The 18,641-nt window shown below is 69.9% G+C and carries 21 protein-coding genes; 10 read left to right on the top strand and 11 right to left on the bottom strand.

Going from position 1 to position 18,641, the window contains the following annotated elements:
* The first annotated feature begins 25 nt into the window (after positions 1-25).
* The 3 genes from Q0L11_RS04500 to Q0L11_RS04510 are packed head-to-tail and all read left to right on the top strand — an operon-like array spanning position 26 to position 4,048.
* On the top strand, positions 26-586 hold the full coding sequence (locus Q0L11_RS04500; protein WP_296595667.1) for an RNA polymerase sigma factor: 561 nt from the start codon (positions 26-28) through the stop codon (positions 584-586).
* A gap of 55 nt (positions 587-641) precedes the next feature.
* On the top strand, positions 642-1,616 hold the full coding sequence (locus Q0L11_RS04505) for a FecR domain-containing protein (protein WP_296595669.1): 975 nt from the start codon (positions 642-644) through the stop codon (positions 1,614-1,616).
* 59 nt (positions 1,617-1,675) lie between these two features.
* A complete protein-coding gene (locus Q0L11_RS04510; RefSeq protein WP_296595670.1) occupies positions 1,676-4,048 on the top strand; it encodes a TonB-dependent receptor in 2,373 nt (790 codons plus the stop codon).
* A 4-nt stretch (positions 4,049-4,052) separates the two neighbouring features.
* On the opposite strand, the gene rnhA is transcribed toward Q0L11_RS04510, so the two are convergent.
* Both rnhA and thrB read right to left on the bottom strand, forming a co-directional pair.
* Positions 4,053-4,511, bottom strand: coding sequence for a ribonuclease HI (gene rnhA, locus Q0L11_RS04515; protein ID WP_296595671.1), 459 nt, complete (start codon positions 4,509-4,511; stop codon positions 4,053-4,055).
* Positions 4,508-5,476, bottom strand: coding sequence for a homoserine kinase (thrB, locus tag Q0L11_RS04520; RefSeq protein WP_296595689.1), 969 nt, complete (start codon positions 5,474-5,476; stop codon positions 4,508-4,510). The genes rnhA and thrB overlap by 4 nt, the downstream gene beginning before the upstream one ends.
* 92 nt (positions 5,477-5,568) lie before the next feature.
* On the opposite strand from thrB, the gene Q0L11_RS04525 reads away from it, so the two are divergent.
* Positions 5,569-5,796: a hypothetical protein gene (locus tag Q0L11_RS04525; RefSeq protein ID WP_296595673.1), complete on the top strand. Its 228-nt coding sequence runs from the start codon at positions 5,569-5,571 to the stop codon at positions 5,794-5,796.
* Here Q0L11_RS04525 and Q0L11_RS24645 read toward each other — a convergent pair.
* The 4 genes from Q0L11_RS24645 to Q0L11_RS04540 form a co-directional block, all read right to left on the bottom strand.
* A complete protein-coding gene (locus Q0L11_RS24645; protein WP_367183357.1) occupies positions 5,763-5,876 on the bottom strand; it encodes a PEPxxWA-CTERM sorting domain-containing protein in 114 nt (37 codons plus the stop codon). The two genes, Q0L11_RS04525 and Q0L11_RS24645, sit on opposite strands and share 34 nt — an antisense overlap.
* Positions 5,877-5,915: 39 nt before the next feature.
* Entirely contained in the window at positions 5,916-6,365 is a 450-nt protein-coding gene (locus Q0L11_RS04530; protein ID WP_296595674.1) for a hypothetical protein, read from the bottom strand.
* 137 nt (positions 6,366-6,502) lie between these two features.
* A complete protein-coding gene (gene ispH, locus Q0L11_RS04535) occupies positions 6,503-7,444 on the bottom strand; it encodes a 4-hydroxy-3-methylbut-2-enyl diphosphate reductase (RefSeq protein ID WP_296595675.1) in 942 nt (313 codons plus the stop codon).
* Positions 7,445-7,499: 55 nt separating this feature from the next.
* On the bottom strand, positions 7,500-8,774 hold the full coding sequence (locus Q0L11_RS04540) for a cytochrome P450 (RefSeq protein ID WP_296595676.1): 1,275 nt from the start codon (positions 8,772-8,774) through the stop codon (positions 7,500-7,502).
* A 91-nt stretch (positions 8,775-8,865) separates the two neighbouring features.
* Between Q0L11_RS04540 and Q0L11_RS04545 the strand changes: the two genes are divergently transcribed.
* Positions 8,866-9,510 carry a TetR/AcrR family transcriptional regulator gene (locus tag Q0L11_RS04545; RefSeq protein ID WP_296595678.1) on the top strand — a complete coding sequence of 215 codons (645 nt, stop codon included), beginning with the start codon at positions 8,866-8,868 and terminating at the stop codon, positions 9,508-9,510.
* Positions 9,507-9,686 (top strand): rubredoxin, encoded by a 180-nt coding sequence (locus Q0L11_RS04550; RefSeq protein WP_296595680.1) that lies wholly within the window; start codon positions 9,507-9,509, stop codon positions 9,684-9,686. Before Q0L11_RS04545 ends, Q0L11_RS04550 begins: the two co-directional genes overlap by 4 nt.
* Positions 9,687-9,696: 10 nt before the next feature.
* On the opposite strand, the gene Q0L11_RS04555 is transcribed toward Q0L11_RS04550, so the two are convergent.
* The 4 genes from Q0L11_RS04555 to Q0L11_RS04570 all read right to left on the bottom strand — a co-directional run bounded on the left by Q0L11_RS04555 (position 9,697) and on the right by Q0L11_RS04570 (position 13,054).
* Entirely contained in the window at positions 9,697-10,533 is an 837-nt protein-coding gene (locus Q0L11_RS04555) for a hypothetical protein (protein WP_296595681.1), read from the bottom strand.
* Between the two features lie 20 nt (positions 10,534-10,553).
* The gene (locus Q0L11_RS04560; protein WP_296595682.1) at positions 10,554-11,183 is read right to left on the bottom strand and encodes a PEPxxWA-CTERM sorting domain-containing protein; all 630 of its coding nucleotides are present in this window, start codon (positions 11,181-11,183) and stop codon (positions 10,554-10,556) included.
* 135 nt (positions 11,184-11,318) lie between these two features.
* Positions 11,319-12,095 carry a LytTR family DNA-binding domain-containing protein gene (locus Q0L11_RS04565; RefSeq protein WP_296595683.1) on the bottom strand — a complete coding sequence of 259 codons (777 nt, stop codon included), beginning with the start codon at positions 12,093-12,095 and terminating at the stop codon, positions 11,319-11,321.
* Positions 12,092-13,054 (bottom strand): sensor histidine kinase, encoded by a 963-nt coding sequence (locus Q0L11_RS04570; protein ID WP_296595691.1) that lies wholly within the window; start codon positions 13,052-13,054, stop codon positions 12,092-12,094. Before Q0L11_RS04570 ends, Q0L11_RS04565 begins: the two co-directional genes overlap by 4 nt.
* A 254-nt stretch (positions 13,055-13,308) precedes the next feature.
* On the opposite strand from Q0L11_RS04570, the gene Q0L11_RS04575 reads away from it, so the two are divergent.
* The 4 genes from Q0L11_RS04575 (at position 13,309) to argS (ending at position 16,712) form a co-directional block, all read left to right on the top strand.
* On the top strand, positions 13,309-13,677 hold the full coding sequence (locus Q0L11_RS04575; RefSeq protein ID WP_296595684.1) for a LuxR C-terminal-related transcriptional regulator: 369 nt from the start codon (positions 13,309-13,311) through the stop codon (positions 13,675-13,677).
* 120 nt (positions 13,678-13,797) lie between these two features.
* Positions 13,798-14,154: a VOC family protein gene (locus Q0L11_RS04580; protein WP_296595685.1), complete on the top strand. Its 357-nt coding sequence runs from the start codon at positions 13,798-13,800 to the stop codon at positions 14,152-14,154.
* 108 nt (positions 14,155-14,262) lie between these two features.
* A complete protein-coding gene (locus tag Q0L11_RS04585; protein ID WP_296595686.1) occupies positions 14,263-14,943 on the top strand; it encodes a Tat pathway signal sequence domain protein in 681 nt (226 codons plus the stop codon).
* Positions 14,940-16,712: an arginine--tRNA ligase gene (gene argS / locus Q0L11_RS04590; RefSeq protein ID WP_296595687.1), complete on the top strand. Its 1,773-nt coding sequence runs from the start codon at positions 14,940-14,942 to the stop codon at positions 16,710-16,712. Before Q0L11_RS04585 ends, argS begins: the two co-directional genes overlap by 4 nt.
* Before the next feature lie 119 nt (positions 16,713-16,831).
* Here argS and Q0L11_RS04595 read toward each other — a convergent pair.
* Positions 16,832-18,641, bottom strand: a 1,810-nt coding sequence (locus Q0L11_RS04595; protein WP_296595688.1) for a TonB-dependent receptor, incomplete at its 5' end; no start/stop codon positions are given.

The following is an 18,641-nucleotide window of genomic DNA, read 5'->3' on the forward strand; positions in this document are numbered from 1 at the left end:
CCCGCGGGTTGCGCGGCGGCGGCGAATGTCCGAACAGTCGCGTTCCGACCTACCGGAGTTCCGCCCGCGCATGGCCGATCCGCCGCCGCTGATCGCCGCTTACCTTCGCAAGCGGGCGGACCTCGTGCGCTTCTTCACCTTGCGCACCGGTTCGGCCGCCGCGGCCGAGGACGTGGTCCAGGACCTTTATGTGAAGCTCACCGAGACCGAGACGCCGGCCGACCTGCGCAATCCGGAGGCCTTTCTCTACCGCATGGGCTCGAACCTGATGCTGGACCGCGCTAAGGCGCAGCGCCGCGCGGCCGCCCGCGACCACGCCTGGAGCCAGGCCGGCGCCGGCGACGGGCCCGAGCCGATCGCGCAGGAACCGCCCGCGGACGAGGCGGTGGCGTCGCGCCAGCGCCTGCAGCGCCTGCTGGCGGCGCTGGACCGCCTGCCGCCGCAGGTCGCCTCCGCCTTCCGCCTCCACAAGTTCGATGGGCTCAGCCATGGGGAGGTCGCGGCCCGCATGGGCGTCTCGCGCAGCTCCGTCGAGAAGTACATCATGACCGCGCTCAAGGCGCTTTCGGTGGAGGCGGATCGATGAATTGCGGTTCCGCGCCGGCGGCGTCGTCTATGGGCCAGGAGGTTCCCGTCACGCCATGAGCGCAACGTCCGACACAACGCCGATCCCGGAGGCCGTGCGCGAGCGCGCCGCCTTCTGGCACGTGCGCCTGGCGTCCGACGACGCGGACGAGGCGGACTGGCTGGGCTTCGAGAGCTGGCTGGCCGAGAGCCCGGTCCACCAGCGGGCTTATGAGGCGATCGAACAGGTCTGGTCCGACCTCGACGACGCACCCGCATCGGCGACCACCAACGTCGCCGCCCTGCCCGCCCGGCCCAGCCGCCGGGGCGTCATGCGCATGGGCGCGATCGCAGCCAGCCTGGTGGCCACGACCGTCATCGGCGCGACGATCTGGTCGAACATGCCGCGCACCCAGGTGTTCGACACCGCCCCCGGCCAGCGGCAGGTGGTGGCGCTGGCCGACGGCACGCGGATCACCATCAACGGCGGCTCCCACCTGACGGCGAAGCTGGGCCGGCGCGAGCGGCGGGTGGTGATGGCCGACGCCGAGGCCGTCTTCGACGTGGCGAAGGACCCCAGCCGGCCATTCTACATCGACGCGGGCGAGCGCGAGATCCGCGTGGTCGGCACCGAATTCAACGTCCTGCACCAGAAGGGCGACGTCTCGGTCGCCGTCCGTCGGGGGGTCGTCGAAGTGCGCCCGGCTGGCGCGCCCAACACGAAGCCGCTGGCAAGACTGACCAAGGGCCAGTCGCTCACCCATCGCAAAGGCCGTCAGGCCGACACGGTGGCCGCGGTCGATCCCGACGCGGCGCTCGCCTGGACCGGCGGCCGGCTCGTGTTCCAGGATGCGCCGCTCACCGAGGTGGCTGAAACCCTTGGCCGCTATGCGGGCCACCCGATCGTGGTGGCGCCTGACGCGCGGGCCCTGCGCGTCACCGCAGTTCTCAACATCGGTCCTGAGGACGCCATGCTCGGCAGCCTTTCCCAGTTCCTCCCCGTGCGGGTCGAGCGCCAAACCGATAGTGTGCGACTCAGCCTGCGTCGCTAGACGCGCCGGATGTCGGGATCACGATGAGGGGAAGGCCGCCACGCGGGCGGATCGTCGGGTTGACCGCGGCCGTGGGGCTTGCGTTGCCGGCTGGCGCCCACGCAGCCGAGGTCGCCTTTTCAATTCCCGACCAGCCGCGCGAGTTGGCGCTCCTCGTCCTCGCCAGACAGGCCGGGATTTCCCTCGGCTTCGCCCCGGGCGCCCGCTGCGACGGCCGCGCCGGTGTCTCCGGCCGCATGAGCGTCGATGCGGCCCTCGGCCGCCTGCTGGCCGGCTCGGCCTGCGTCGCGCGCCGGCCCGACGCCCGTACCGTCGTGATCCGCCCTGCCCCCGTCGCGCCGGCGTCGACGTCCAGGCCGGCGCCCGCGCCGGCCGCGCACCCGGCCGAGGCCGACCTCGCCGAACTGGTGGTCACCGCCGACAAGACCGAACAGCTCCTGTCGCAGTCCGCATCCGGACTGACGGCCGTCGGCGGGGCCGAACTCGCTCGCGCCGGCGTCGCCGACGTACGCGACCTCTCTCTGCTGGCCGCTGGCGTCACGGTGACCAACCTGGGTCCCGGCCGCGACAAGGTGATCTTGCGTGGCCTCTCCGACGGTCCTCTCACCGGCCACACCCAGTCGACCGTGGGCCTCTACCTCGGCGACCTGCGCCTGACGGACAACGCACCGGACCCCGACCTGCCCCTGGCCGACGTCGCCCGGGTCGAAGTGCTTCGCGGCCCGCAGGGTTCGCTCTATGGCGCCGGATCGATCGGCGGCGTGCTGCACATCGTGCCGAACGCGCCCGACCCATCCGCCCGCGCAGGAAGCCTCTCCGCCACCCTATCGGCCACCGCCCACAGCGCCGGCTCCTACGAACTCCAGGGGATCTTCAATCAGCCGTTCGGCGACGGTGACGGCGCGGTGCGCGCGGTCGCTTGGTCCGAGCAGAGCGGCGGGACCATCGACGACGTGGGCCGCGGGCTCAAGGACGTGGATCGGACTCGCCGCGTGGGCGTGCGCGCCACCCTGCTGTGGCGGGTCGCGCCAGACTTCGACCTGGATGCGGTGGTGATGGAACAGAACATCGACACCCGCGACGCGCACTATGCCGACCCGGCGGTCGGAACGCTTTCCCGGTCCTCCACGATCGCCCAGCCTCACGACAACGACTTCGTGGCCGGCGCGCTGGGCGCCCGCTGGTCCCCCTCCTGGGGCAGGCTCACCCTGAGTCTCGGCGCCCTGGACCACGATGTCGGCACCACCTACGACGCCACCGCAGCGCCCATGGCGCTGGTCCCGGCCGGCGCTCGGCCACGCAGCTTCACCGACCGGAACGAGATCCGCGCCCTCGTCGCCGAGGGCCGCGCCGCGTCGGCCGGGCCAGGCCGGTTCCAGTGGAAGGCCGGCCTCTTCGCCGCGTTCGGCAACCAGACGCTGGAAGGACGCCTCACCACGGTCGAGGGGCCAACAGGCTATGAGGAGGCCCGCCGCGACCGCCTGCGCGAGGCCGCCGCCTTCGGCGAGGTTTCGTACGACCTGACGCCGACGCTGACCGCGACAGCGGGTGGGCGACTGTTCCAGTCCCGGCTCCACACGTGGTCCGAGGTCTCTCTCGGCGCGCCGGTGCGCACCTTCCGGGGCTCGACCCGCTACAACGGCTTCGCGCCGCGGTTCGTCCTCGCTTACCGGCCCTGGCCGAACGTCACGCTCTATGCCCAGGCGGCGGAGGGGTACCGCACGCCCGGCTTCAACACGAGCGGTCCTGCAGATCAGGTCTTCTCCGAGACGGGAGGCGCCCAGCCCCTCCGCCGCTATGCGGGCGACGAACTGTGGAGCTACGAGGCCGGCGGGCGCTGGCGCTCGCCTGCCCTGGGGCTGGCCCTCCGCCTCGCCGCCTTCCGCGCCGACTGGACGGACATCCAGGCCGACATCCTGCTGCCCTCGGGCCTGCCGTTCACGGCCAACCTGGGTGACGGAAGCAGCCGCGGCATCGAGGCCGAGGCGACCTGGCGCCGCGGGCCCTTCGAAGTCGCCGGCAACGTCGTCTGGCAGGAGCCTGAGCTGCGCTACCCCGAGGCGGGCCTGCCGGCGCGGGCCGACACAGGCCTGCCCGGCGTGCCGAAGCTCTCCTACGCCGCCTCCGCCGCCTACAACCGCCCCCTCGCCGCGACCTGGGATCTGGAGCTGCGCGCCACGTTCGCCTACGTCGGCCGCTCGCGTCTCGCCTTCGACGCCGTCACCGCGCCGGTCATGGGAGGATACGGCGACCTGCGCCTTTCTGCCGCCCTGTCGGGAACGGACCTCACGGCGCGGATCTTCGCCGACAACCTGCTGAACCGCCGCGGCGACACCCTGGCCTTCGGCAACCCGTTCCTGCTGCGCACGACGACGCTGGCGACGCCGCAACGGCCGCGCACCGTGGGCGTCACGCTCACCCGCCAGTTCTGAAGCGCTACTTCGCCGGCCGCGCGGCTTCCAGGGTGTCCTTCAGGCCTTGCCGCGCCAGTTCGTCGGCGCGCTCGTTGAGCTCGTGACCGGCGTGGCCCTTCACCCACTTCCACTTCACCTCATGGCGCGCGCGGGCCTCGTCCAGTCGCCGCCACAGGTCGTCGTTCTTCACCGGCTTGCCGTCGGCGGTCCGCCAGCCGCGGCGCTTCCATGAGTGGATCCACTCATGGATGCCCTTCTGGACGTACTGGCTGTCGGTGTGCAGCTCGACCTGACAGGGCTTCTTCAGCGCCTCCAGCGCCTGGATCGCCGCCATCAGCTCCATGCGGTTGTTGGTGGTCGCCAACTCGCCGCCGGACAGCTCCTTGGTCTTTTCCCCATGCATCAGGATGACGCCCCAGCCGCCCGGCCCCGGATTCCCCGAGCAGGCGCCGTCGGTGTAGATCGTCACGCCGGGCGTCACTGGGCCGGCGCTCCGAACAGCACCAGGTCGGGCGAGGCGCGGTGCACCGCCAGCTTACGCTCGTACTCCAGCGGGTCCTTCGGCTTCACCAGGGCCCCGGCCGGCGTCGCGCCCCAGTCGTAGAGGCGCGTCAGGAAGAACCGCATCGCCGCCCCGTGCGCCAGCACCGGCAAGGCTCCCCGCTCGGCGTCCGACAGCGGGCGGAGGCTCTCGTAGCCGCTCAGGAACTGCCGCGCCGAGGTGATGTTGAAGCTGCCGTCCGGCTCGAAACACCAGGCGTTCAGCGCCACCGCGACGTCGTAGGCGAAGGCCTCGGTGCAGGCGAAATAGAAGTCGATGGCGCCCGAGAACTTGCCGCCCGTGAAGAACACGTTGTCCGGGAAGAAGTCGGCGTGGCAGACGCCCTCCGGCAACCCTTTCGGCCAGCGCGCCGCCAGCATCGCCAGGTCGGTCGCGATGGTCTTCGCCAGGCCCGGCTTCAGCCCGTCGGCGGCGCCTTCCAGCCCCTCGAACATCGTCGCCCAGGCCGCCTGGCCCAGGTCGTTCTCGCGGCTCATGGGAAAGCCCTGGCCCGCCAGGTGCAGGCCCGCCAAGCCGACGCCCGCCTCCCGGCAGTGCGCCGCCGTCGGCCGCCGCACCGACAGCCCGTTCAGGAAGCCTGTGATCGCGCAGGGCTTGCCGCGTACGTGCTTGATGAGCCGGCCGTCCCGGTCCGCCATCGGCTCGGCCGACGGATAGCCCCGCCGCGCCAGCCAGCGCATCAGTTCCAGGAAGTACGGCAGGTCGTCGGGGTTGGTCCGGGCCTCGTAGACGGTCAGGATGAACCGCCCCGCCTCGGTCTCCAGCAGGAAGTTCGAGTTCGAGACGCCCTCGGCTATGCCCTTGAACGCCAGCGGTGCGCCCAGGTCGAAATCGGCCAGCAGCGCGGCCAGCTCGTCGTCGGTGATGTCGGTGTAGACCGCCATGCGGACGCCAGTGCTGTACGTCGCGGGGCGGGTCAAGCTCCTCCGCGCGCCGCCGATTTGTGGTAAGAGGTCAGCACCTCGCGGAGGCAGCCATGATCGAGCTCAAGGTCGAGCGCGTGGGTGACCGGGTGGCGGTCGTCCTCACCGAAGACGCGATGAAGGCCCTGCACGTCAGTGTGGGCGACACCCTGCAGATCTCGCCCTCCGGGGACGGCTGCTTCGAAGCCGTGGCTCGTGAAGGCTGGGCCGCGGACCCCCACGCCCGCGGCCGCGCCTTCCTGCGCCGCTACAACCGCACGTTCGACCGGTTCGAGGGCTGAGCCTCGTCCCGGCGACGCAGGGCCGCGCCGGCCAGGCCGAAACCCGCGATCATCAGCGCCCAGGTCGAAGGCTCGGGCACGGGGCCGCTCGCCAACAGCGGCGGCGCCGGCCTGATCCGTCAGCTTCCGCAGGCTTGCGGCGCCTGCGCGGCGTGCGCGCGAGCCATGCCGATGACGGCGGTCGCGGCCATCGCGGCCACCTGAGCCTTGCGGCTTCCGTACACGCCCGGCTGCGGGGCGGCGGCGTAGTCGGCGCCGGCGCCTCCGCCCTCGCTGTCGGCCGCCTTGAGCGCCGAGCCGAGAACCGCTCCGGCGATTGCCCCGCGCTTGCCCGAGCCAAGAAGCTGGCCCGAGCGACCGTTCAACAGGTCGCCCGCGCCGGCCCGGCCGGCAGCCGACATCAGTGCGCCAAGGCCGCCCGCCTTGCGCGCCGGCGCGGGGCAAGCGGCGGATGCCTCCCCTGAAGCCGGCGCGTAGGACTGCGGGGGAGTGTCGGCGTCCTGGGCGACAACCGGATTAGCAAGACAGAGGAGGGCGAAGGCGGCGAGTGCGCGGGCGCGGCGGAACATGCTGGAGGCCTTTCCTGGCGGATCGGACCATGCCTTCACCCGCCGGCGCCGCCGATGTCGCCGCGATTGCGACCTAGCGACCAAGCCGCCGGCGATCTGCGACCAATCCCGTCCCCGACGCGACCGTCGCGCCGCCGTCAGGCCACAGCGCGCGGCAGCTTGAACGTCACCGTCTCGCGCGCGGTATCGATCTCCTCGACCGTCACGTCGAAGCGGCCCGCCAGCTTGTCGATCACGCCCTGCACCAGCACCTCGGGCGCCGAGGCCCCGGCGGTGACACCCACGGTCGCCACCCCGTCCAGCCAGCCAAGGTCCAGCGCCGAGGCGTCGTCGATCAAATAGGCGGCCGCCCCCGTGCGCCGGCCGACCTCGGCCAGCCGGACCGAGTTCGACGAGTTCGCGCTGCCCAGCACCAGCAGCGCCTGCGACCGCGCCGCGATCGCCTTCACCGCCTCCTGGCGGTTGGTGGTGGCGTAGCAGATGTCTTCCTTGTGCGGCGCGGCGATCCCCGGGAAGCGCGTCCTCAGCGCCTCGACGATGTCCGCCGTGTCGTCGACCGACAGGGTCGTCTGGGTCACGAACGCCACGTTGGCCGGGTCCTTCGGCATGAACGCCTGGGCGTCGTCCACGGTCTCGATCAGCGCCACCGCGCCCTCGGGAAGCTGACCCATGGTGCCCACCACCTCGGGGTGGCCGGCGTGGCCGATCAGCACGATCTCGCGGCCGGCGTCGAAATGGCGGCCCGCCTCGACGTGCACCTTGGAGACCAGCGGGCACGTCGCATCCAGGTACAGCATCTGCCGCGACTTCGCCTCGGCCGGCACCGACTTCGGCACGCCGTGCGCCGAGAACACCACCGGCCGGTCGGCCGGGCACTCGTCCAGTTCCTCGACGAACACCGCGCCCATGGCCTTCAGCCGGTCCACGACGTGCCGGTTGTGCACGATCTCGTGGCGCACATAGACCGGCGCGCCGAACTTCTCGATCGCCCGCTCCACGATCTGGATCGCCCGGTCCACCCCCGCGCAGAAGCCGCGCGGGCTGGCCAGCAGGACGGTGAGGGGCGGACGGCTCGACATGGCCCGGAACCTAGTGCCCCGGGCTGGTCAGTTCCAGCGCCGAACCCGCGAAGCCTCAGTGCATCTTGAAGCGGATCGGCACCGACTTCGGTCCGCAGACGAAGCTGGCCGCCGTGCGCGTAGGTGTCCCGTCCAGTTCCACGCTGGCCAGGCGCGGCAGCAGTTCCTCCCAGAGGATCCGCATCTCCATCCGCGCCAGATGCTGGCCGAGGCAGACGTGCGCGCCATAGCCGAACGCCACGTGCTTGTTCGGCGTCCGCTCGATGTCGTAGCGGAACGGATCCGTGAAATGCGCCTCGTCCCGGTTGCCCGAAGGATAGCAGAGCATCAGCCAGTCGCCCTTGGCGATCTTTTGACCCGCCAGCTCCGCATCGTCCGTGGCGGTGCGCATGAAGTGCTTCACCGGGGTCTCCCACCGGATCGACTCCTCGACGTGGCCGGCGATCTTCGACGGATCTGCCTTCAGCTTGGCGAACTGGTCCGGGTGTTCGCACAGCGCCCACATGGCGCCTGCCGTGGTGTTCGACGTCGTGTCGTGCCCCGCGGTCGCGGCGATGATGTAGTAGCTCATGGCCTCCAGGTGGCCGAGCGGCTGGCCCTCGATGGCGCCATTGGCGATCACGCTGGCCAGGTCGTTGCGGGGGTTCTGCCGCCGATCCTCGGTCATGGCGTTGAAGTAGGTCATGAAGTCCATGACCGTGGCCTGCAGCGACGCCAGAGCCTGGTCGGTGTCGGTAAGCGCCTGGCCCGAGCGGTTCACGTCCGGGTCGGCGCTGCCGAACAGCTCCTGGGTCAGCTTCAGCATCCGCGGCTCGTCGACCTCCGGGACGCCCAGCACTTCCATGATCACGTGCAGCGGATAGAGGAACGCCACGTCGCGGGCGAAGTCGCAGCGATCGCCGCGCGCGGCCATCCGATCTACGAAGCCCCGGGCGATCTCGCGGATCCGCGCCTCCAGCCCGCGCAGGTTCTGCGGCAGGAACCAGGCTTGTGTCAGGCGCCGGTAGGCGAAGTGGTCGGGGTTGTCCATCTGGACCAGCGAGCGGACGAGGTGCGGCGAGCCGCCCATCATGGCGCGCACCTTCTTGTCGGCCTCAATGGTCGTCACCACCGTCGAGCGGTCGCCGTTGTGGAACAGCTCGTTCTGCTTCTCCACGGCCTGGATGTCGTCGAAGCGGGTGACCACCCAGAACGGATCGAACCCTTCCGGCTGGGCCACCGCCAGCGGCGCCTCGGCCCGCAGGCGGGTGAAGGCCGCATCGCTGCGGCTGCGGTCCTGGTACGCGCGGGGATCGACGATCGTGTCGGCCAGGTCCTGCGGGATCATCATCGGTCTGCTTCCTCGACTTGCGTCCGCTCAGGGAACGCTTGCCTTAGCCGTAGCATCAAGTAACTATACGACCAACAATTATCTTGCGAGCATGATCGACCAACTCTCCCCTCCCCGTCCGGCGCGCCGGACCCAGGCCGAACGGCGCGACGAGTCGGGCCGCAGCCTCGTGGAGGCCGCCATCGCCGTGGTGGCGCGCGAGGGCGTGAGCGCGGCGACGTTCGACGCCATCGGCCGGCAGGCCGGCTACAGCCGGGGGCTCGCCACCCAGCGTTTCGGCTCCAAGCAGGGCCTGATCGAGGCGGTGATCCGACATCTGCACGAGCGCCAGGAGGCGGGGCTTCTCGACAACGACATCGACGACCTGCCCGGGCTCGAGGCCGTGCTGGCGTTCGTCGACGTCTATCTTCGCGCCCTGGCCGGCGAGCACGACGGCCGCGCCTACTTCATGCTGCTGTCCGCCGCCGTGGCCGACGCCACCGAGCTGCGCCCCGCCTTCGCCGAGGAGCACGAGCGCATCGAGCGTCGCCTGGAAGACCTCTTCCGCCGCGGCCAGGCCGAAGGCTCGATCCGCCGCGAGCTCGACCCCCGCGCAGCCGCCCTGATGGTCGGCAGCCTGCTGTTAGGTCTGTCGATGCAGATGCTGGTGGACCCTCGCACGAACCTAGACCCGATCCGCGAGACCAGCATCGCCACGCTGCGCCTCAGCTTCGGGACGGAAGGACGCCCAACATGACCGACGCGCCATACAAGACGTGGCAGTGCCGAACCTGCGGCTACATCTACGACGAGGAGGCCGGCGATCCGGCCGAAGGCCTCGCTCCCGGGACCCGCTGGGCGGACATTCCCGCCGACTGGGTCTGCCCCATGTGCGGCACTGCGAAGGCCGACTTCGACATGATCGAACTCTAGGTCGCCGGCCCTAGTTCGATGGCCGGCACTCGTTCAGCCAGACCGTGTGCTTGAACGTGTCGTATTCGAAGAACGTGCCGGTCAGGCGGATCAGCGCGCCCTTCTTCAACGTCAGGGCGTAGGCGTTCTGCCCCTTCGCCATCAGGCAACTGATGTTGACCATAAAGGCCGGGTCGCCCGGCAGGTCGAAACGGATGGCCCGGTCCCGCGCCTCGGGCGTATCGAACGCCACGCGGAAGTACTCGCCGTCCTTCATCACGTGATTGACCGAGCCCCACACGCTGAAGGCCTTGCCCTTGTAGCGGAGCGGCAGCGCGGCATCGTTCTTCAGCGACTCGCGGGCGAACTGCGTCGAGAGGGTCACCGCGTCGATGCGGATGGGCGCGCTCACCGACTTTGCCCCCATGCCCTGCGCCGCGGCGGCGAGACCTGCCCGGCCGCCCTTGAGCTGGCTTAGCATCCCACACACCTCGGCGCGGACGCCATCAGCAGGCGCGCTCATGCCCGCCGGCATCTTGACCTCCATGCGCACCGTCCCCGCACTCCCCGTCTGGGTGGCCGTGACGACGATCGGGATGCGGCGCGCCGAGCCGGCCGCCGGCTGCTCGATGAGGAGGCTGCCGGCGTCGGCCTCTTCGAGGATGACGTCGTACTTGCCGGCCACCGCCGCCCCGCGCATCTGGCCGATGGCGCTGGCGGGCGTAAGGTCGGCGACATCGACCTGGGCGGTGAAATTGAGCCCGCTCAGCACGCTGCCGCGCTTGGCGAAGCTCTGTTCGCAGGTCGCCGCGGACGCCGCGGCCGGAACGGTCGCGGCGATGAGGGCGACAAAGAAGGCGGTGCGCATGATGGCTCCGTGGCCCGGGTTCAGGCCGGCCGCCCCACTGGCCGCGCCGAGCGGCGGCGCAGCGCCGCGCCCGCCAGGCCGAAGCCGGCGATCATCAGCGCCCAGGACGACGGCTCCGGGACCCCCGCCACATTGTCCCGCACCGTCAGGTCGGCGATGGCCCAGGCCTCGTCGTCCATCCCCTGGTCGAGGCCGGTGTAGACGAACGTCAGACTGTTCATGCCGTTGCGGAACACCGCCGGCAGCGAAAGCGTGGCGGTTCCGCCTTCGCCCAGGGCGCCGGACGTCGCCGAGACAGTCGCGCCGCCGGGCGAGAACAGCACGAGGTCGACGCCCAGGCCGCCCATGTGGAAAAGGCCCTGGAACAGGTCGTTGCCGTTCAGGATCAGGGTGAAGGTGTCGTCGCACTCATTGGCGCCGCAGGTCGCGCCCTGGCCGTCGATGGTGCCCCGCCCGACCAGGCCGAAGTCGATCGTGCCCTCGCCCTCGACCGGCGCGTCGAAGAAGAACGTGTACGACCCCGGCGTCGGCCGGAACGCCGAGACGCCCGGCTCCGAGAGCAGGACGGTGGCGGACGCGGGCCCGGCGGCTTCCAGGGCCAGGGACCCGGCGGCCAGGGACAGCAAAACGCTGGTAAGCAACTTGGACATGAACCCCTCCGGAGCGGCGGCGCCGTCCCGCACAGGGGTCGTGGGCGGCCGCCGGTTACGACAGATGGCTCTACCCTAGCGAGGGCCGCGGCTTAGCCGAGCCTCGGCGGCGTACCGGTACACCGCTAGGGGACGTCACGTCCGCCCGAGAACAGCCCGCATCTGGGCCTCGTAGGTGCGCCCGACCCTCACCTCGCTGCCGTCGGCCAGCACCGCCACCAGGGCCGCGAACGGGCCGGGCCGTACCTTCACGACGGCCCGCCGGCGCACGATCGTGCTGCGGTGGATCCGCACGAACGCCTCCGCGTCCAGCCGCCGCTCCAACGAGGCGAGGCTCTCTCGGTGCAGGTAGTTCGCCCCGGCGACGTGGATCCGCACGTAGTCGCGCTCGGCCTGGAACCGCACGACGTCGTCCGCAGAGACGCGAAGGTGCTCACCTCGGGCCCGCACCCAGAAGTCCATCGGCGCCCGCGCCTGCTCGCCCAGGGCCCCGCGCAATGCAGCCACCGTCTCCTGCAGTTCGGCGATCCGCTCCTCGCGCGCCTGCAGGCCGGCCAGCCGCCGAGCCCGCGCCATCGCCGCGCGAAAGCGACCCGGCTCGATGGGCTTGGTCACATAGTCCGCCGCGTCGGCGTCGAAGGCCCGCAGCGCGTGGTGGTCGAAGGCAGTCACGAACACCACCGCCGGCGGGGCCTGGGCCAACTGGTCCAGCAACTGGAAGCCGTCGCCGCCCGGCATCTGGATGTCCAGGAGAAGGATGTCGGGCCGCAGCGTCTCCGCGGTGCGGCAGGCCTCGGCGACGTCGCCGACCGCCTCGATCCGGCCCAGTCCCTCCTCCTTCGCCAGCAGTCTCAGGATACGCCGGCGCGCCAGCGGCTCGTCGTCGACCACCAGTACCGTCAGCCCGCTCATGCGAACCTCAGCGGCAGTTCGAGCGATGCTCGGTAGCGTCCCGGACCGCCGCGGCCAGCGTCGAACCGCGCTGCGCCCTGGAACCGCGCGTCGATCCGTTCCGCCACGTTCCGCTGTCCGATGCCGGCGCCCGGCCGCGCGACCTGGGCACCTTCCACCGGCATGTCGTTCTCGATCGAGAGGTGCAGGCGCTCGCCGATCCGGCGCGCCTGCAACAAGATCTCCACCGGCCCGACGGTCGCGCCCACGCCATGCTTTACGGCGTTCTCGACGAGGGGCTGCAGGATCAGGCTGGGCACCAGCGCCTCGCGCACCTCCTCGGGCACGTCGATCTTGACCGACATCCGGTCGCTGAAGCGCTCCCGCTCTACGTCCAGGTATTCAGTCTGCAGGGCCATTTCCTGCGACAGCGACACGTCCTGCATCGGGTCCAACGCCAGGGTGGCGCGCAGGAAGGTCGACAGCGAAAGGAGCATCCGCTCCGCGCGCCCGCCGGCGCCCTCCTCGATGAGGCCGCCGATGGAATTCAGTGTGTTGAACAGGAAGTGCGGATTCACCTGGTAGCGCAGCGCCCGCATCTGCGCCGCCAGCGCCTCCTCGCGAACGGCCGCCAGCCGGCGCTCCCGGTCAACGACCTCGAAGCTGTAGAGCATGGCCACGAACAGGCACGACCAGCCGAGGAATGCGGCGCCGCCGTAGATCATCGCGTAGCCGAAGTTCAGGGGGTCGTAGGCGAGGGGCTTCGGATACAGACAGATCACGCCGATGGCGTAGTCGATCACGGCGAACAGGGGCGCGCCGCCCACGGCCAGCAGGGTGCAGGCCACCGCCTTCTGCAGGAACGACATGCCGCGCGCACGGAACAGCAGCACGGACATGCCGAACGTGATCACGGCCGACAGGCCATAGAGGATCAGCTTGTAGCCGACGAGATGGAAGGGTTCGACCCCCACCAACACCGCCAAGAGCAAGTCCAAAACGAGCATCGCCGGCCAGAAGATCGCGCTCAGCCGCAGGGTCGCGATCAGCAGCGGGCGCCGGAACGACCGGTCAAGTTCCCGGGACGCATCCGCTGTCGGAAGCTCTCTCTCCACAACGCCCGTCATCGGCCCATCGCCATTGGTCGAAAACCTCCGCGGTTCATCGGCGTCCGCCAACGGCCGAAAGCATTGCGGGTGAAGCCCGGCCGGTCCGGGCGGTAGGTTCGCGCGTCATGTCGCTTGCTTCCCCAGTACGCGCCGACGCCAGCGTGGCCCTCGTCGCGATCCTCGATCCAGACGACGCCGCCACGCTGGCGAAACTGCGCGAGATCCTGCCCGCCGGGGCCCTTCGCCGGATGCGCCTGCCCGACGGCTTTGAGCCGGCGCCGCCGCCGGTGCGTCTTACTCAGCGCCAGGCCGCGATCTTGCCCCTGCTGCTCGGCGACCTGTCGAACAAGGAGATCGCTCGCCGCCTGGCCATTTCCCACTTCACGGTGCGGAATCACGTCTCGCAGATCCTCCGCGCCCTGGACGTCCCCACGCGCCAAGCCGCCAAGGCCGCGCTCGTCGAGGCGCATACGCCCGACCCGGCGAGCCGATAGCCCTCCGGGGCGCCCCTGTCACTCGCGGCGGGGTACCGGTACGCCCTGCGCATCGGGACGTCGGCCCGCTTGGCTGCGCCGCAGCGGCCCGCTAGCCTCGGTCCGGACAGGGGAGTTCTCATGGCGGCAGTGGGCATTGGTGGCTTCTTCTTCCGGTCGGACGCGCCCGAGGCGCTGATGGCCTGGTACCGCGAGTACCTGGGCGTCGGCACGGCTGACGGCTCGCCCTGGCAGCAGCAGGCTGGCCCCACCGTCTTCATGCCGTTTCCGCGCGACAGCGGCTACTTCCCGGCCGACCGGTCGTGGATGCTCAACCTGCGGGTCGAGGGCCTGGACGCCCTGCTTGCGAGGCTGCGCGCGGCAGGTGTCGACGTCACCACCGATCCCTCGTGGGACACGGCCGAGACCGGCCGCTTCGCCCGCATCCACGATCCCGAAGGCAATCCGGTGGAGCTGTGGGAGCCACCCGCCGACTAGGCCGCCGGCCGTAACCGCCAGGCCGCGTTGCAGCCGCAATCCTCAGGCTGTACTTAGCGCTACGACCCCGCGACGTCCTCGCGGCCCTGCTTTCCGAGACGCTCCCTCATGCGCCGCCACCTCCTCCTCGCCACCGCCCTGATGGCGACCCTCACCGCCGTTCCGGCCATGTCGTACGCGCAGAGCCGCCGCGACCCCGAGGCCGATCAGCGCAAGCAGCAGGAGGAAGCCGCCAAGAAGCGCAAGCAGCGCGAGGAGTGGGGCGACAACCAGGCGCCGCTGCAGGCCCTGCGCAACGCCGGCCCGTGCCCGTTCGTGAAGTCGCTCTACGACGCCGCCCGCTACGTGGAATTCAAGGAGGGCCGCGAGGCCTCGGCCAACGTCGCCTGGTCGGGCGAGGTCCAGGGCATCTCCGCCGGTTGCCAGTACAAGGACGACCAGCCGATCCAGGTGACGATGGAAGTCCTGTTCGAGATGGGCAAGGGCCCGCAGGCCGAGGGCCGCACCAAGACCTACCGCTACTGGGTGGCGGTCACCGACCGCAACCGCGAGGTCCTGGCCAAGCAGATCTTCGAGATTCCGGTCACCTTCCCCGAGGGCGAGGACCGCGTCTACGTCACCGAGAACATCGGCAACATCACCATTCCCCGCGCCTCGATCGCCACGTCCGGTTCGAACTTCGAGGTGCTGGTGGGCTTCGACGTGACGCCGCAGATGGCGGCCTTCAACCGCGAGGGCAAGCGCTTCCGCCTGAACGTCGGCCAGGCGAGCAACACCCCCAACCCATGAGCGACCTGAGAACGGCCCTGGGCGAGGCGGTGGAAGCTGCCTTCGCCGCCCTTGGCGCGCCTCCCGAACTGGGCCGCGTCACCCCGTCCGACCGCCCCGACCTCGCCGACTTCCAGTCGAACGGCGCGCTGGCCGCGGCCAAGCGGCTGGGCAAGAACCCGCGCGAGATCGCCACCGCCGTCGCCGAGAAGCTCTCGGGCGACCCGCGCCTGTTGTCCGTCGAGATCGCCGGTCCGGGCTTCATCAACCTGAAGGTCGCGGACGCGGCCCTCTCCGACCGCGCCAACGCGATCGCCGTGGAGGCCCGCGCCGGCGCCGGCCTGGTGCAGCAGCCGCGCAAGGTCATCGTCGACTACGGCGGCCCCAACGTCGCCAAGCCGATGCACGTGGGCCACCTGCGCGCCTCGATCATCGGCGAGGCCATCAAGCGCATCTACCGCTTCCGCGGCGACACCGTGATCGGCGACGCCCACTTCGGCGACTGGGGCTACCAGATGGGCCTCTTGATCGGGGCCGTCATGGACGAGAACCCCGACATCGCCGCGCAGATCGAGACTGTGACCGACAAGGACGCCGCCATCCCCGCCGCGTTCCAGAAGATCACCCTGGCCGACCTCGACCGGCTCTATCCCCAGGCCGCCGCCAAGGGGAAGGAAGATCCGGCCTACCGCGACCGGGCCCGCAAGCTCACGGCCGACCTCCAGGCGCACAAGCCGGGCTGCTATGTCCTGTGGCGCCAGTTCCGCGCCGTGACCCAGGTCGCCCTCGAACGCGATTTCCACGCGCTCGGCGTCGATTTCGACTGGTGGAAGGGCGAGAGCGACGCCGATCCGCTGATCGAGGACATGGTCGCCGAGCTCGACAGCCTGGGCCTGCTGGTCGAGGACCAGGGCGCGCGGATTGTACGAGTCTCCAGGGACGGCGATAAACGCGACCTCCCGCCCCTGCTGGTCGTCTCGTCCGAAGGCTCGGCGATGTACGGCACCACCGACCTCGCCACCATCTTGGACCGCAAGCGCGAGTTCGGACCCGACCTCGTCATCTACTGCGTCGACCAGCGCCAGGCCGACCACTTCGAGATCGTCTTCCGCGCCGCCTACCTCGCCGGCTATGCCGAGGAGGGCCAGCTCGAGCACATCGGCTTCGGCACGATGAACGGGACCGACGGCAAGCCCTTCAAGACCCGCGAGGGCGGCGTCCTGAAGCTGAACGACCTCATCGAGATGACCCGCACCAAGGCTCGCGAGCGCCTACAGGAAGCCGGCCTCGGGGAGAACCTGCCCGCCGACGAGTTCGAGGACATCGCCGGCAAGGTGGCCGTCGCGGCCCTGAAGTTCGCCGACCTGCAGAACTTCCGTGGCACGTCGTACGTCTTCGACCTCGACCGCTTCACCAGCTTCGAGGGCAAGACCGGTCCCTACCTGCTCTACCAGGCCGTCCGGGTGAAGAGCCTGCTGCGCCGGGCGGGGGCCGAAGGCGCCGCGACCGGCCCCGTCACGGTCGCCGAGCCCGCCGAACGCGACCTGGTGCTCACGCTGGACGCCTTCGACGCCGCGTTGACCGAGGCCTACGACAAGAAGGCGCCGAATGCGCTGGCTGAGCACGCCTACCGGCTGAGCCAGGCCTTCTCGAAGTTCTACGCGGCCTGCCCGATCATGCTGAGCGAGCCTGCGGTGAAGGCCTCGCGCCTGACCCTTGCGACGGCCACCCTGCGTCAGCTCGAACTGGCCCTCGACCTCCTGGGCATCGCCACGCCCGAGCGCATGTAGAAACGACCTCGCCCCACCCCCAGATCGGGAGCGGGGCGAAGCCGCAGAGCCATATGCCGGGGGGCCGGCTCGTTGGAGATCACGGCCGGAACGCGCAAGCGCTCCGGCCTAGTCTTTCGTTAGAACGTGTAGCGCAGCGTCGCCGAAGCGGTCCGGCCGAGATAGGCACGACCCAAGACAACCCCGCTGGCCGGGATCGTGGCCTGTTCGACGTCGGAAAGCGCCAGCTTGTCGAACAGGTTGTTGACGTTGAGCATCACCTGGACGTTCTCGGTCGGACGGACCTGTACGAACGCATTGACCAGCGTGTAGGCCGGCAGCTTCAGCTGGTTAGTGTCCTGCGCGTAGCTGCTGGTGGTGCCGATTACGTTGACGCCGACAGTCGCGTACTTCAGCTCCACCTGCGGCGTGACTTCGTAGATGAAGTCGGCCTGGTGGCGCGGCTTGTTGCCGATGAAGTCGGGGTGGGTCGCATCCTTCGAGATCTTGGCGTCCGTGTAGGTGGCGCCGCCGGTGACGCTGAACGGACCGCGACGCACGGACGCTTCCAGTTCGACACCCTTGGCCTTGTAGCCGCGGATGATGTTCTCGACCTGGATCGAGCCGTCGGCCTTGCTATTCACCTGGACGTTCTGTTCACCCGTCCGCGCCGAAAAGGCGGTGACATTGAACGTTACGCCCGAGACCCGGTACTTCAGGCCGAGTTCGGCCTGCTTGACGGTGTCGTAGCCGCTGTCCGAGTTGACCAGCTTGCCGGTGTTGTAGTTGACCGCCGGGGTGAACAGGATCTTGTCGGCCGAGGCGCGACCGCCACGGCTGTAGCGACCGAAGACCGCCAGTTGCTCGGCGATGCGGTAGTTCACGCCCGCGGAATAGCTCAGGTAGTGGTAGTCGTAATTCACGCGGCCCGGCTGGCCGAGCGGCAGGGTGGCGACCTTCGTTTCGGCGACCGAAATCTTGCCATCGCCGTTCATGTCGACCGAAGCCACGCCGACACGACCGCCGCCGAGTTCGGCGCCGTAGAGCGTGCCATCCACGTTGCCCATGTCGTAGCGGAGGCTGCCGCCTACGGCGATCTTTCCGACGTGGTAGTTGATCGAGGCGTACGGCGCGTCGACGCCATAGTTCACGTCGTAGCTGCGATGATAGAGCGCGCCGCCAATGCCGTAGGCAAGATAGCCGTTTTGGCTCTGCAGGACGCCGGCGGCGTTCTTCACGTCGATCAGCGAAGAGTCGCCGTCGCCGCGGACGTCGGTCAGGGCATTGATGAACGACCAGAACGACTTGTAGTCCTGGGACGACTTGTAGAAGCCGACCGTGGTGGTCAGGTCACCGCCGCCGATGTCCCACACCCGGCTGGCGCGGATGTCGTTGGTGGCGTTGTCCAGGCTCTTGATCTTGGTATCGATCAGGACGGTAGACGTCAGCAGACCATTGCCGTTGAGCGCGGCCGGGCTGGCGATGGCCTGGCCGGCCTGCGGACCGGTGGCGAAGCTGAGCGTGCCGCCCGGGCCGCCATAGGCGAAGGCAAGGGCCGCCGCCGGAGCCACGGCGATGGGCCGGACGGTCAGGTTGCTGCCGCCGATATCGGCAAAGCGGAACTTCTCGGTGATCGTCCAGCCCTGCACGTCGAACTGGGCGTCGAGGCCGATCGACTTGACCACGGCGTGCTGGCCGCCGCGGATATCTTCGCGGGTGAGATTGTTGTCCTGATCGAGCGTCAGGATATTGCTGTTGCCCGGCGACAGGAGAGAGTCGGTCTTCAGGTTGAAGTTGGCCGGAGCCGTGAACGTCGGATCGGCGTTCGTGCCGGTGACCTTGATCGGGATGAACTGGTAAGACGGCGTACGGTCGTTCAGGTACTTGCCGTAGACGCGGACGTAGCCGTTGTCGAAGGTCTTGGTGATGTTGGCCTTGATCTGGCCGCCC

This window comes from Phenylobacterium sp. (assembly GCF_024508875.1).
Lineage (GTDB): Bacteria > Pseudomonadota > Alphaproteobacteria > Caulobacterales > Caulobacteraceae > Phenylobacterium.

What these genes read in the sequence shown, in the direction of transcription:
- Q0L11_RS04500 (WP_296595667.1), top strand. Translation starts at nt 26, where the DNA reads ATGTCCGAACAGTCGCGTTCCGACCTACCGGAGTTCCGCCCGCGCATG.
- Q0L11_RS04505 (WP_296595669.1), top strand. Translation starts at nt 642, where the DNA reads ATGAGCGCAACGTCCGACACAACGCCGATCCCGGAGGCCGTGCGCGAG.
- thrB (WP_296595689.1), bottom strand. Translation starts at nt 5,476, where the DNA reads ATGGCGGTCTACACCGACATCACCGACGACGAGCTGGCCGCGCTGCTG.
- Q0L11_RS04525 (WP_296595673.1), top strand. Translation starts at nt 5,569, where the DNA reads ATGATCGAGCTCAAGGTCGAGCGCGTGGGTGACCGGGTGGCGGTCGTC.
- Q0L11_RS04530 (WP_296595674.1), bottom strand. Translation starts at nt 6,365, where the DNA reads ATGTTCCGCCGCGCCCGCGCACTCGCCGCCTTCGCCCTCCTCTGTCTT.
- ispH (WP_296595675.1), bottom strand. Translation starts at nt 7,444, where the DNA reads ATGTCGAGCCGTCCGCCCCTCACCGTCCTGCTGGCCAGCCCGCGCGGC.
- Q0L11_RS04540 (WP_296595676.1), bottom strand. Translation starts at nt 8,774, where the DNA reads ATGATGATCCCGCAGGACCTGGCCGACACGATCGTCGATCCCCGCGCG.
- Q0L11_RS04545 (WP_296595678.1), top strand. Translation starts at nt 8,866, where the DNA reads ATGATCGACCAACTCTCCCCTCCCCGTCCGGCGCGCCGGACCCAGGCC.
- Q0L11_RS04550 (WP_296595680.1), top strand. Translation starts at nt 9,507, where the DNA reads ATGACCGACGCGCCATACAAGACGTGGCAGTGCCGAACCTGCGGCTAC.
- Q0L11_RS04555 (WP_296595681.1), bottom strand. Translation starts at nt 10,533, where the DNA reads ATGCGCACCGCCTTCTTTGTCGCCCTCATCGCCGCGACCGTTCCGGCC.
- Q0L11_RS04560 (WP_296595682.1), bottom strand. Translation starts at nt 11,183, where the DNA reads ATGTCCAAGTTGCTTACCAGCGTTTTGCTGTCCCTGGCCGCCGGGTCC.
- Q0L11_RS04565 (WP_296595683.1), bottom strand. Translation starts at nt 12,095, where the DNA reads ATGAGCGGGCTGACGGTACTGGTGGTCGACGACGAGCCGCTGGCGCGC.
- Q0L11_RS04575 (WP_296595684.1), top strand. Translation starts at nt 13,309, where the DNA reads ATGTCGCTTGCTTCCCCAGTACGCGCCGACGCCAGCGTGGCCCTCGTC.
- Q0L11_RS04580 (WP_296595685.1), top strand. Translation starts at nt 13,798, where the DNA reads ATGGCGGCAGTGGGCATTGGTGGCTTCTTCTTCCGGTCGGACGCGCCC.
- Q0L11_RS04585 (WP_296595686.1), top strand. Translation starts at nt 14,263, where the DNA reads ATGCGCCGCCACCTCCTCCTCGCCACCGCCCTGATGGCGACCCTCACC.
- argS (WP_296595687.1), top strand. Translation starts at nt 14,940, where the DNA reads ATGAGCGACCTGAGAACGGCCCTGGGCGAGGCGGTGGAAGCTGCCTTC.